Source organism: Mycoavidus sp. SF9855 (assembly GCF_024582735.1).
Lineage (GTDB): Bacteria > Pseudomonadota > Gammaproteobacteria > Burkholderiales > Burkholderiaceae > Mycoavidus.
The window spans coordinates 1,146,929-1,161,162 of record NZ_CP102085.1 but is presented as its reverse complement, the minus strand read 5'-3'; the positions used below and the strand labels follow the sequence as shown (position 1 = coordinate 1,161,162).

At 52.9% G+C, this 14,234-nt stretch carries 4 protein-coding genes; 2 read left to right on the top strand and 2 right to left on the bottom strand.

The genetic code is table 11. From position 1 onward, the window contains the following. Nucleotides 1–7: 7 nt before the first annotated feature. Both NQD60_RS04465 and NQD60_RS04460 read right to left on the bottom strand, forming a co-directional pair. On the bottom strand, nucleotides 8–3,469 hold the full coding sequence (locus NQD60_RS04465; RefSeq protein WP_257099806.1) for an ATP-binding protein: 3,462 nt from the start codon (nucleotides 3,467–3,469) through the stop codon (nucleotides 8–10). Nucleotides 3,470–3,482: 13 nt separating this feature from the next. Continuing rightward, nucleotides 3,483–3,704 carry a DUF2970 domain-containing protein gene (locus NQD60_RS04460; protein ID WP_223691051.1) on the bottom strand — a complete coding sequence of 74 codons (222 nt, stop codon included), beginning with the start codon at nucleotides 3,702–3,704 and terminating at the stop codon, nucleotides 3,483–3,485. Between the two features lie 597 nt (nucleotides 3,705–4,301). Between NQD60_RS04460 and NQD60_RS04455 the strand changes: the two genes are divergently transcribed. Further along, nucleotides 4,302–7,979 carry an ATP-binding protein gene (locus tag NQD60_RS04455; RefSeq protein WP_257099805.1) on the top strand — a complete coding sequence of 1,226 codons (3,678 nt, stop codon included), beginning with the start codon at nucleotides 4,302–4,304 and terminating at the stop codon, nucleotides 7,977–7,979. Nucleotides 7,980–8,217: 238 nt separating this feature from the next. Then, the gene (locus tag NQD60_RS04450) at nucleotides 8,218–14,169 is read left to right on the top strand and encodes an NACHT domain-containing protein (RefSeq protein ID WP_257099804.1); all 5,952 of its coding nucleotides are present in this window, start codon (nucleotides 8,218–8,220) and stop codon (nucleotides 14,167–14,169) included. Nucleotides 14,170–14,234 lie beyond the last annotated feature (65 nt).

Sequence of the window (14,234 nt, the reverse complement as noted above, 5' to 3'; positions counted from 1 at the left end):
TTGAAGCCTAATGTATCGTCCTTGGTGTCGCGATATATTCTTGCGGCCGCACGATATTTTCTTCCAGTTCATCGTCGAGGTATTGCGCGAAGACTTCTGCGCCTAGCTTTTGCTCAATCTGTAAGAATTTTTGCCTCAATTGCTCGATATAGGGCTGCTGACCGGCTTGGATCGCGCGGGCCCACAGTTTGCAGTAGTAGGGCATCGATGCCGCGTAGTTTTCCTGCTGGTAGTCGATATCTGCCTGCAGCCCATCCAGCATATCGCCGAAGCGTTTAGATTCGTCCATGGCTTTTAACTGGTCCAAGGTGACCTGCGCATAGCTAGAAGAGCCGCGGGCAACGCGTGCGCAAGCGACATCGAACACTTGCTGAGCGTGAAAGCCGGGGGGCGCGCCGGCGTAAGAAATTTCATTAAGGATTTTGTCCTCGCAGATTAAAGCTTGTTCGGCTTCTCCCAGTTCGAGATAGCAGCGCGCGAGCGCTTTAAGTGCTTGGATCGCCTTCGGCCAGGCTTCATACTGAGTATAGACCTGCACTGCTCTTTCATTCACGGCAAGCGCTGCGGTCCAATCTTGCCGACTTTGATAGAACACATCGAGGAAGGTAGCCGCTTGCTGAAAATACAAAATCTGCTGTTTTTCGATGATAGCCGGCAGGGCATCGAGCCACGCTTGCCAGCGTTCGGCGCCGTTGGCTAGGCTGGCCTGGTGTGCCGCATGGTTGGCAGCCATGGCGTCGAGGGCCAGCGCCAGCCAAGCTAACGGCGCTTCCGGCTCGCTCTCGTCATCGACCTGTACAGCAGGGGAGCGTGCCAACAGGTTGAGTGACCACGCAGCACTTTCTGCGCCCAACTGAGCCTGCCGCAGCACTTGATCAAAGGCATGTTTGGCACTCAGAAAACCACGGTAGTCTTGGGCAAACCAGAGTTTTTCTAAATGCGTACTCCAGTCTCGCCGATGCATCAAAAGATAGTGAGCCAAGGTGGGATTTTGCTGACCGTTTAGGTGGCGGCTTAAGATGCGGATTCCTTCGCACAGCACTTGACTGAAATACAGTTCGCTTTCGATGGCGGTGACCGCACGCTCAGTTTGTTCGTGCCGTTTGCGCTCTAGAAAAGGCCGGCAGCGGGTATCAATGATCCGACCGTGGGGCAGGCTAACGAGAAAACCACATTGCTGCCACAGCGTCAGTCCGTCAGAGAAGACCGCCGCTTCATTGCCCGTGAGTGCCATTAGTTTTTTGGCCGGCGCGAAAGGTTCCTTCTGATCGAAGGCAACCATCAGCAACTCCAGCAGCAGGCCATCGACTTCAGCGCTCAGCAGTAGCAGGTCTTGCCATTGGTGCGGCATCTCTGACCATTGCCATGCATAAAATGAATCAACCACCGAGCGATCGTGCGCGATGCGGGCGCTGAGTTCTGTGGTGAGCGCTGTGACCGTGAGGTGATTGAGCAGCGGCAGCGCGTGCTGGAGCAGAAACGGATTGCCTTGGGTGGCCATCAACAAGGCCGGCCAATCGTGGTCTAGATCTTTGCCCACGAGAGTGTTCGCACGCAATTGAGCTGCCGCCAGCAGGCGCTGTTCAGCAGCGAGCAGGGGCACGAGCGGGATCTCGGTGAATGCCGAGGGCGACCTATCTTGCCAGCATGGCGCGGTGATGAGGACTAAATGTCCATTAGCCAACAATTCATGCACGAAGCCGCTGAGTGTTTGCTGTGTCGCTAAGAGATCTGGCGCAAGCCCATCTAGGACAAAACAGCAGCGCAGCTGGTTAAGCGCAGCCTTGGTTTCAGCCTGCTGACTGGGGGCCAGCCCAAGGACCGGAGCGATCATTTCCAGCATCATATCGACGGCGTAAAAATCGTCACTGAAATCAAAATAAAAGGCAAAATTGATGTGCTCGCGCTGCGCCAAATAAAGCGCAAGACGATGCACGAGATGCGTCTTACCGCTGCCGGCCGGGCCGGTGAGCAGCAGCGCTTGCGGTGAAGTTTCAAGTGCGGCCAGCAGGGCGAGCGCTGGCCCATCGCTGGCATGGTTGAGCAAAGGAGACAGTAGGGTGGCCTTGAAACCCAGTAAGCGCTTGCGTGCATGTGCCAAGGTTTGTGACTCCGACAGACTCACACGTGCCTGCGGGGTGTCAAAAAATGTAATGGTTTGACCACCATAATGAACCAGCAATGGCCAACTCTGAAAAGGTAATCCTTGTGAGGTAAAGCGCGCGATTTCGGTTTGCGCTTGCAAGCGCTGACGTGCTTGGGTAACGGCCTGGCCCAACCTTAAGCCGGCTGTTAGACGGTGATAAATAGCTTGGAAACACTGGCCACTGGTCCACGGATCCGTGATCTGCGCCAGTCCAATCAGATTGCCCAGACCTGCATGATGAGCAGCATGGGCAGCAGCGCTTAAGCCGGCGGCGGCATCCAGCAGTTGGCTACCCTTGAAATACCCACGGGCATCGAGGCACAGCACCGCGATTTTGTTCTGCACCAGCACTTTCGTAAAATCGGCAAATGCAATGGGCACGAACGTAGTGCCGGCATCCTCCAGCAGAAGGCTGAGCAGCTCAGAGCACGCCGCGCCAGTATTCTGTCCACGGCCGGTTGCCGTACCTTCTACTACGAGTGGGCCGTCGTACTGCACAATATGCACAGGACGCTGAGAGTCGCTGAGCCGTTTTTGCAGCTGCGCCCAAGTCCCTGCGACAAAAATTTCATAGTGGATGGCGCCTTCTGAGCAGAACGAATCCGTGGCGGCTTCGAGCGCCGCGCTAGATGCAAAAGGTAGATATTCTGAGTACGCTCTAGAGACGATATGCAAGATGCACAGCGGCGCATGATAGGGTTTTTCCGCGGCGGCTTGGGTTGGCGCTGAATTTCCCATTTGTTGATTAAGCTCAGCAATGGCATCTGGCACCGGCGGTGTGACTTTCAGATTGTATTCCAACTCAGTATCCGATTCCGAGAATCTGCCACCGGTGAATCGCTTTTCAAAGCTCTTCACTATCGTCGACAATACCTGGCTGCTAGCTGGCAATACCAACCACTCCCACGGCTGCGCCAAAAAGCTGGCGCGCGTTGACTCAATGCGGACAGTGAGTTGCTGAATCCCTTGTTTTTGGATCGCCGCGATGGCCTGCGCAAATTGCGGCTGCTCGCCTAAAAGCTGATTGCCGATGGCTTGTCCAAGCTCGGTCAGTTTGGCAGCGATACCATGATCATCGGGTTGAGCGGTGGCAGCATGCGGATATTCAGTGAAATACCAGTCCAAGGTTTGCCGTAAATCGGTAGGGATCGAGGCTAAGTCAAAATCCGTCACAAAACGCGTGACGCCAGTACGGGTTTCGACAGAAATTTCAACCGGCTCTGCCCGGTGCGCGGGGGCCCCTGCAACAGATTCTGAGTAGGCGCACGGCACGCTTTCTGCAGCAGCGGAGTGCTCTGACTTATCGACGATTCTCAATAGCATATTGGATAGCGCCCTAATAATTTTTGACGACAAGCTTAACCACAATGATCAGTGTGGTTATAAAAATCAATCCGCCTACGAGGGCCGCAATCAATACATGGAGAGGGTTGAGGCGTTCAACGTCTTGCTTATGATCGCGGCTTTTTCGAATCCCCATAAAAGCCCAGAATATGGCTTTCATGGTTGCGCCCAACAGTGCTTTGCGACTGAGCATTTTTTCCCCTTGCGTGTTCATTTTTTATTCCTTATCGGATTTAGAGTCAGGATTTCGCTGCCAACTGTATCAAATTTCAATCGCTGTTGACAACACATAAGCCACCCAGAAACCGGACAATTCACGTGCTAAAAACCGGATGATTGATTTGCTCCCCCCAACATGCTTGACGAACCAAAGCAGTATCGATAATATTTTAATCCTAATTTGGCAATTCATCTGAAATCGCACTACGTGAATGAGTGAACTGAGCGCATTTCTGGCCCATCAATATATGTTGAAGAGCTATGCAAGTTGTAGGCTGCATAGCGTTGCTACTCACTTAAAAAAGGGCGTGAGTTTGCGCTATGTGTCTCAAGCGGGTGAGTGTCTGGTGGCAGATTAAGTTAAGCGCGGGCATTCCGCGCTTACCAACATGTCCCGATTCATTTCGAAAGGAAGCGATTACAAAAAAATTATATTCAATCGGCTGATTCTCTACACGAGTAAGACAATCTAAATCTAGGTCAAACGCATTCATTTTTCCTAGGGTGAAGATCCTCCTCCCACACTATTTTTACATTCCCTTGCAGTTGCTCAATACACACCATTAACTGCAAGCGCAATAAGGTTAACCCCATGTTAAACATTTCAACGCATTATCCGAATACACCGCTACTGCCTTTTGCCTCAGATAGGCTTGCGCCAGATTTAGCGCAAGCGCGCGCGCATAAAGAAGCGCGGCCCGAGCAGGCCAATCCCTTGTATGAGCAGGTGGCCGAGGCCCTGCTTGAGTTGGCCAAGCAGCAGGGCTTGACGCCGTCAGAAGTCCAAGTGACCGAGCGCGACCGATCTGAAACACCGGAGCAAACAGCCTTACGGCAGTGCATTGCTGATGTCTATTTCGAGCATGCGGAAGTATTCGAACAGCTCAAACAGGTTGACCAAGCCCAAGCGTGCTACCAAAAAGCACAAGGCTGGGGCCATGCTAACGCGGTAGAGCAATTGACCCGCTTGCTGGCGGCATCAGGTCCCCGATTTTCCCTTGGTAAGCTACCGATTCGTCCAGACCATTACGTTCCTCGAGCAGAATCAGCCCAATTATTCGAACTGCTAAAGGATCAGCCCAAAGCCCTAATTGAAGTCATCGGCCTGCCTGGTGTGGGTAAAACCACGCTGCTTCAGCGCTTGATTCATCCGCGCCCTGATGCGTTCTTCGCGTCTTACGATTTGCTTGCCTGGATTGACTGCAGCAGTGTGAACCGTGCTCATGCAGATATCCAAGCCATTGGTTACGCGCTCGGTTATGGCAATTTAAGGCCGCAAACAGCCCTGCGGCAAGTGGCAAGCTATGTGCAGCAACATCCTCGTTCATTATTGATCTTGGACGGGCTAACGCCGAGTAATGCCGATCTTGTCTTGACTTGGCTGAAGCCGTCTTTTTGGTCCGGTCAATTGATTTATACCACAGCCCAGCCATTGACCGATAAGCTCAAACAATGCTTAGAGCGAGACGTTGACTCTCTGCCACTGAGCCTTTTTACCCCGGAGCAAGCGAAGGATTTAGTTCAGCAGTGCCTGCCGCAAGAGCCGCTCGACGCGTGTGATTTTGCTCAGGTGATTCGCATGACAGAGGGGTTTCCAGCTGTCATTCAGGCGTTGTGCCGACATTACCAAGCTACGATGGCGAGTTTTAGGAATTTTGCCGACTTTTTGGCGCAACCTGAGCAACACCAAGAGGTACGAGATATCTTATTGAGTGAGATCGCGCAGGCGAGTCTAGGGCCACTAGAAGCGGAAACGGTAACGAACCCGGTCACAGCGCGGGCACTGACTATCCTTAAACAGGCGGCCTGGCTGGGAGAACCTCGCATCCCCTTGGCCTTTTTTGGCAATGAACAGGTTGATCAAGACGCCATTCAGATGTTGTCCCAAAAGCAGCTCGAGATTGTGGACCTCGATCAGGCGACTAACAGTCTCAAGCTTAACCCGGCCTTCCTAAGTGTGGTGCAAAAACGGTATCTGTCAGAACAACGTCCACTGCTTGAAAAAAACATCCAGCGACTGTCTGAGGTTTTCAATTATTTGACAGATAATGAAAGCTCAGATGGTCGCCATAACAAGCCAGAAGACTTAAAACCCTATACTGATCTGGTCCATACGCTTGTTTTTGAGACCTGTGCTACGGTCTCCTTTGCTAAGAATTTGCCCTTACTGCACCAAGTGCTGACGTTGGGTAGCAGCCTAGCCAGACTCTACTATCTACATCATGGTGAGTTACAGCTAGCCTATGATTGTCTGCAAGGGGCCCAGCGCCTCTTTAAGCAGGGGTTGTCCAAGGAGCAACTCACGCACTTTGAACAGCGGCCAGAGGACTTTGCCTTGTCCATCACTCGGCAAGAGGCCAATCAGGAAGAGGCCAAATTACTCAAACTGTATGCGGAAGAATATCTGTATCAAGAGGGGACCCTCGCTTCTCAACTAGTTCCACGCGGCCAGGTTGCCGTGGAAGTGATTCAGAATTTTGAGAAGAGTTACGCCATTCAAGTCAATTTGGGCGAAGTCGGCAATCCTGAGGCGATTGCCTATACGCTGCGCAATCTCACCCGGGCGTTGCGCAAGCAAGGACGTTTAGTTGATGCGCTCGAAAGGTTTGATGAATTAGCGAGATGGTTCGATCGACATCCGGCGGTATTCAACGAACGTGTGCGCGCCGAGATTTTGATCGATCAGGGGATTATCCAGAAAGAATTGGAAGATGCTCGGCCGGCAGCTGAGCGGAATTATCAACCTGCGATCGATGCGCTGTACGAGACGCACCGTATTTTCCTGAGACACGAGACGGCAAACCAGCACCAAGCATTGGGGATGCTGTCCATTTACCTTGGCGAGGCTTATCTGGCGGGGGGCGATTTTGAGGCCGGGATGACGCATACCTGCCAGATTCTCCTTTACGATGGCAAGCGTCGAGAAAGACAGGGCCGTGCTTACTTCAATCTAGCGCGAGCATTTTACGAAACGGAGTATTGGGCCCTGGCTAAGCTCTTCGTTGACCAGGCTTTGCCCATCCAAATAGGGGCCTTTCAGTCGGTGACAAAAGTCTTAGGCCTCAAAATAGAACAAAAACTGCTGCAACATCAGCAGACGGTCACACAGGACCAAATTAATGTCCAAACCGCCAGCTGGGAGACCCAGGCGAGCCTGACAGCGTATTGTGAAGCACAGTTGATCGCCTGCAGCGCACCGCCGAAACTCATTTCTCGCGATCAGATTAAGGTCGTCGAGGCCACGGCCTATGCCTGGTTGTGGCAGCAGCATGCAACAGCAGTCCTCGAACAGCAAGCCGCCCTCGAGACCCAAGCAGCCGAGCTCACACAGAAAATTGCTGCGCTCGAAGCCCAGGAAAAAACCCAGGAGGAAAAACGTACGCAGCAGCTTCAGCAAGAGGAGTTGTGGTATCACACTTTGGCGCAGCGGATTAATTTGGACGTGCCAGAGAACAAGCATGCTCGCCTCTTTGCCAAACAATTCCAAGAAGAGCAGCTGTATCAAATTATTCAACTGCTGCGACGCGCGAATGGTGAAGCGCTGCTGAAAAATAAAGCCGCGTTAGCAGAAAGTCTGATCGAGGCGGTATCACGTGCATTACCCAAAATCGAATTCAATGCCACGATCGGAGCCTCCGACACGGTCGATCTGCCGGCCATCGTGCAGGCGGTGACGAAACTGCTCAGCGAGCCGCAGCGCAGTGATCAAAAGGCGGGTGTTCTGCGTGTTGTAGATCCTGAGCAGACATCAAAAGGTCTGCGCGTGTCTGCCGGCATCCAGCAGCAGATAGAAGAAATGGCCTACTATGCGGCCCGTTGCTGGCAGCCTGTATTCTCGGGACAAGCCTGGCGCACCCAAGATATTCAAACGCTGGCCGAATATGGTGCGCGCCGCGTGATGGATTATCTGAAAACAGGGGGCGTAGATATGCTGTCTTCTCAGGAAAGGGTGATCCTTGCTCTAATGACGGGGGAAGCGAATGCACGCTTGAGTCAGCCGAAAGCGGACGAGTCGGGGCGGTCGTTACAGGGCGGCTGGAGTGTCCAAGGATTTTTCTCCAAACCAGGCGTCAAGGTAGAGACGGAGGCAGAGGGCGCAGCGTTGTATCTCCCATCCCAGCAGGTGCGTCCTAGTGTTTACGGCTATCGATTCGGCTCGCCGCTGGAGGCGCGTACCCGCCCGTATCAGGGGGTGTTTAAGAGCGAAGCTGAAGCGCAACAAGTTGTAGAAGAGGTGCGACATCAGCAAAATAGTTGTTTAGTCATGTAGTCCTAGGGGATGGTGTCGTCGATCACAGCAACGAATGGATGACGGCACCGGCAAAGTACCGATATACTCCGGTGCGCGACGGATTGTTGCCCAAAAGGTCCGCGCATTATGCGGTAGCCATTATGCTTCTGGCTCACTTGGCTCTAGAGAAAACTGCCAAGATGAAGCATCGGTGCGGGCTGGCCCAAATAAGCCCGGCTTTACAATATTTAGTAGCAAAGAATAAAAGGAAAACCCTATGTTGTCCAGACTCACCCACGCAACGTCTGCCGCCGTCAACCTAGAGCTTGCTCAAAGCTATTTAAAGGAAGGTCGTTATCATAAGGAGGCGGAACATCTGGAAACCGCTTTTATCTTGTATGAGCATGCCAAGGCCTCATTGGTCAAAGTCGCTGACGAGCGCCATGTGACTCCTTTATCTCAAGTGAAAGAAGCGCTCAGAAAAGCGCAGGCCCCACAGACGCCAGAAGACCAAGCTCTGCGGGATGACCTTGCCGCCATCTACTTAGAGCGCGGCGATATACTCAAAGCGCTGGGCAAGCTCGATAAGGCGAATGCCAGCTATGAGAAAGCAAAAACCTGGGGGCATGTCGAAGCGCAAGTCAGATTGACCCCCACCACACCACGCCCCAGCAGCACGTTTGGTTCAATCAAAGGCGCATTCCTTTCTCCCGCTGCTTCCTTCGCCATTCCTTCCCTGCTGAGCCAAGAAAACCCGGGCCTTGACGTCGCACAGATCGCTCTCAAGCTTTTTGCTAAGGATGTGTCTCGGCCTGTCGCCGACCATGAACTACTCGAAGTGGACGAGCGTCTCACGAGCACCGCTCAGCTCGCGTACTGCCTAAGCCTTTTATCAGAAGCTGCGCTCTCTAGCGAAACACTCGAAGAAAAAGAGCGTCTTTGGTCACAAGCCACCGCCAGTAATACTGAAGAACGAGAGCGACTGCACACGCTCGCCACCGATTTGATCCGCGCCTTCATCAATGACGAACTCAAAGATGAAGCGACCGTCACCGAAATTTTGTGTGTCGCCCCCGCACTGAAACCAGACAACTTTCAAAAATTGTTGGCCGCGTTTGTGGATGGCGTTAACCAGCCCCTTTTGCTGGAGTTCCATTTGGTGGAAGGACTGGCTCGACTGATTCAAAGCGCCACCCGCGGCTCCTTAAAGCCGGATGATTTAGTCAAAATATTAACCCTTTTAAACACCCGCTTACAAGAAACGCATGGGCAGTCCACGGACAACCTTTATCAATTAACGCGCACGGTATCGAACGTGTTGGATGCGATGGCCGATAGCCAGGTCACAGGCTTAGATCGCGAAAAACTCCATGCGCCGCTCGCCGGTTCTCTGGACGGATTACAAGGGAGCGATGACCCCTATCTGGTTTATAAAGCAGCCTACGCCTCTCAGGCATTGCTGTATGTGCCCGATAATGAAACCCCATGGGACGCGGCGTGGCGGCGCACCACTAAAGTCATTGATGGTGTGGCTGGGATCGTCAGTGCCGTCAAAGCCTTTGACTTGAAGGGTTTTGTAGAAGGGCTGCAGAGTATTCAGCAGGGCGTCGCAGACGTGGTAGGAGCTGCGCAGACCCTTAAGGACGGGGTCGAAGGCGCGATGGAGTTGTACGAGAAGGGGCAGGGTCTTATCGACAGCTTGCGAGAAGGCTTCGCTTTTAAACGCAAAAGCACTTGGTATAGCGCGCTACGCGGTAGTGACACCTTGCTGCAAAATGGGCAATTCACGGCATTTGAGGAATTAGTGCGGACTGTTCCCTGCCGCCGTCACCCTGCCTTTCAATGGGGGCTGTGTGAACGCTTGGGCCAAATAGCGGCGAATCCGCTATGGGACGCTGACACGCGTCAAAGCGCCTTAGATTTTCTCAGTGAGCTATATACCAACGATACAGAGTGGGGCCAGTTGGCTGACGTAAAGCAATGGATCATTAAGATCCTGCTCCACTTATCCGATAAGTCTGTGAAGTCGGTGAGTGCTACGGCAGCTAAAACCATGCTTATTAAGTTAGAAAAGAGTGGCGATGCCGATACACAAGAGCTCTATAAAAAGTGCCAGGAGGAAGTCCACAGCCAGTATCCACTGAACGTGGTGCTACCCCTATCGGCCTCTTCCTCTCTACTAGACCGCGTGCAGAATAAGCCCGATGTCGAAGTCGATTTACGTAAGCTCAGGCGTCAGCGCTTGCAAGAACGGGGCGACGCCGTGTATATCTCCCCACAGGCCAAGCCCAGCCTAAAAGCATCCGATAAGACGCTGTTTGATCTAAAGGCTAAGGTCAACGAATTTCTCGAGGGTACGCAAAAGGTAATGCTGCTCTTAGGGGACTCCGGCTCGGGTAAATCGACCTTTAACCGGATGCTCGAAAAGGACCTATGGCACGCCTATACGCCCAAGACAAATCAAAGCATCCCGCTTTTTATTAACTTGCCCGCGATCGACAAGCCCGAACAGGATCTGATTCCCAAACACTTACGCAAAGCGGGTTTTACCGAACCACAGATTAGAGAGTTAAAAGAACGTCATCAATTCGTCTTAATTTGCGATGGCTATGACGAGAGTCAGCAAACTCATAATCTATATATGAGTAATCAGCTGAATCAGTCAGGGGAATGGCAGGCGCAGATGGTCATCAGCTGCCGCAGCGAATATATTGGCCTTGATTATCGGGATCGCTTTCAGCCGACGGACCGCAATCACCAGGCCAAGTCAGAGCTATTTCAGGAAGCGGTGATGGCACCTTTTTCAAAGGAAAAGATTCAAGAGTACATCAAGCAATATGTGGCTGTGAGTAGACCACTCTGGCAGGCAAAAGATTACAAGCAGGCGCTTGAGCAGATTCCTCACTTACAAGACTTAGTGAAGAATCCCTTTCTTTTAACCTTGTCCTTAGAGGTACTGCCTCGCATGGTGGATGTGGGTCAAACGTTTTCTACGGTCCGGGTAACCCGGGTGGCGCTGTACGACCAGTTCGTGGAGCAATGGCTAGAGCGTGGTAAAAAACGCTTGGGAGATAAAAAGTTAACCGAGTTAGAAAAGAAAGCCTTTGAGAGCTTGAGCGATGAAGGCTTTACGCAAAATGGCATCGTCTTTTTGAAAAACTTGTCGGCTGAGATCTATCAAGAGCAAGCGGGGAACCCAGTTGTTGAGTATTCGCACTTTAGAGATCAAGGGACCTGGAAAGAAAAATTTTTTGGTCGGGAAGACGACAAGCACCTGCTGCGTGAAGCCAGTCCATTAACGCGCAGTGGCAATCAGTTCCGTTTTATCCATCGGTCGCTATTGGAATATGGGGTGGCCCGTGCGATCTTTGAGCCGCAAGATGGCGAGCGCGCGCGCAAAGTAGCCCTGACACAAACCTCAAACCGTCGAGGCAGCGTCAGTTCTGACTGGAGCTTTGATAGCCAAGCTGCGGTGGAAGCCGCTGCGGTGGAGATTGATAAGCCCTTGCTCGACTCACCCTTGTGGAAGAAGAATTTTGTCAACGAGCCATCCATTTTGCAATTTCTCGCCGAGCGTGTACAACAGGAGCCCCTGTTCAACGAACAGCTGCACGCGGTCATAGAGCGCTCTAAAGACGATAAAGAAGCGCGCAAGGCCGCGGCTAATGCAATCACGATCTTGGTTAGAGCAGGCGTGCAGTTTAATGGAGCAGATTTACAGGGCATCCAGATTCCAGGCGCTGATCTGAATCAGGGCGTATTCGATTCTGCGCAGTTGCAAGGGGCGGATTTAAGGAAGGTCAAACTGCGCAATAGTTGGCTGCGCCAGGCCAATTTGACCGGCGCAAAAATGGCGGGTGCACAGTTTGGTGAATTGCCTTTTCTTGAAGAAAAGAGCCTGGTCAAGGTCTGCATATATTCCCCGGATGGGAAAAACTGCGCGGTGGGCCTGGGCGACGGCACAATCAGCGTGTATGACACGTTGACCTGGAAAAAGATCCACACCTTAAGCGCACATACCCATGAGATTTATAGCGTGGTGTATTCGCCCAATGGTCAGCAGATCGCATCGTGTAGTTTCGACAAAACGGTGCGGTTGTGGAACGCGCAAACCGGTAAACTCAGCCACACCTTACGCAAACATACCGAGCCAGTGGGTAGCGTGATGTATTCGCCCAACGGCCGGCAGATCGCCTCTACCGGCATTAAAAGCAAGGTAGTTCATCTATGGGATGCACACACAGGTCAACACCACCAAACCTTAAGCGGACATAATCACTACGTTCTGAGTATCGGGTATTCACCCGATAGTCAGCAAATCGCCTCCGGCGGTTATGACAGTACGGTACGTCTGTGGGACGCGCAAACCGGTCAGCTAAGCCACACCTTAAGCGAACATACCGGCACGGTTTATAGCGTGGCGTATTCGCCCGACGGCAAGCAGATCGCCGCGGGTGGCTCTGACAAGACGGTGCGGCTGTGGGATGCGCAAACGGGTAAGCATCGCCACACCTTAGACGGGCATACCCGCGAGATTTATAGCGTGGTGTATGCGCCCAATGGCCAACAGATCGCCTCTGGCAGTCGTGACAATACGGTGCGGCTGTGGGACGCGCAAACCGGTCAGCCCATCTACACCTTAAGTGGACATACCAGCGCGGTTAAGAGTGTGGTGTATGCGTCCAACAGCCAGCAGATCGCCGCCAGAGATGATTTCGATAAAGTGCTTCTGTGGGACGCGCAAACCGGTCAACTAAGCCAGACTTTAAGCGGGCATACCAATGAGATTTGTAGCGTGGCTTATTCGCCCAATGGTCAGCAAATCGCCTCCGGCAGTCGTGACAATACGGTACGACTATGGGATGGATACCTGGGTCAGCTTAGCCACAGCTTAAACGGACATACCAGCGGGGTCTCGAGCGTGGCGTATGCGCTGAATGGCCAGCAGATTGCCTCCGGCAGTTGGGATCAAACGGTGCGGCTGTGGGACGTGCAAACCGGCCAACTCACCCACACCTTAAGTGGGCATACCAGCGCAGTTAAGAGCGTAGTGTCTTCACCCAACGGCCAGCAGATCGCCTCCATAGATGAGGTCAACAAAGTGCTTCTGTGGGACGCGCAAACTGGTGAACTAAGCCACACCTTAAGCGGACATACCAGCCCGGTTAATAGCGTGGTGTATTCGCCGAGCGGCGAGCAAATCGCCTCCGCCAGTTCTGACCGGACAGTGCGTCTGTGGGACACGAAAACCGGTGAGCATCGCCAAACCTTAAGCGGGCACCACAACATGATTTGGAGCGTGGCGTATTCACCCGACGGCCAGCAAATTGTCTCCGGCGATTGGAGCGCCGGGATGCGTCTGTGGAATGCGCAAACTGGTCAGCTCAGCCATACCTTAAGCGGACATACCGGCAAGGTTTATAGCCTGGTGTATGCGCCCAATGGCAAGCAAATTGCATCCGGCGATGAGGACAATAAAGTCCATCTATGGGACGCACAAACCGGTCAGCTCAGCCATACCTTAAACGGACATGCGTTAAACCGGAATATGGGCGTGCATGGAAGTATGGTGTATTCGCTCAATGGCCAGCAACTCGCCACCTACGCTGATGACAAGAAGGTATTACTGTGGGATACGCAAACTGGTCAGCTCAGTCACACCTTAAGTGAGCATACCGGCGATGTGCTAAGTGTAATGTATTCGCCCAACGGCCAGCAACTCGCTTCGGGCAGTGCTGACAAGACGGTGCGTCTATGGGATGTGTCCTCGGGGCAATGTCGGATGGTGATTCGAGCTTTTGGTGGAGCGGTTTATAGTGTTGCCTGGAAAGAGGCCAGCGACGAAGAGGTCGGCAACGGCAATTATTTGGTGACCGGCTGTGCTGATAAATCCGTTCGCTTGTGGCAGATTATAGAAGAGGGTGATCAGTGCGACGTGCGTTTGAACTGGAGCTCAACCCATGATGTGCTGACCGTGACGGATACTTCTGTCCAAGATGTACATGGCTTAAGCCATGCGAACCAGCAACTCTTAAAGCAACGTGGGGCTGTGGGTAACCCGATTCCACCTTTAAGTTTCAGTGGGGCAGGTAAGAGGCTCATCAGCATGGGCTCCGTGGCATCTAGACTCAAGCTGCCGGCAAACCGCACGACGGTCGGTACGCTGCCGGCAGCACAGCCCGTTCCACCCGCTGGACAATCAGTAAAGGCCAGTGCCATCAGCGCATGAGCCTGACCCCTCTCGGTGTGCTGCCTTGAGAAATCGATCGCGGCTTCGCAACCCTCTAAAGTTAG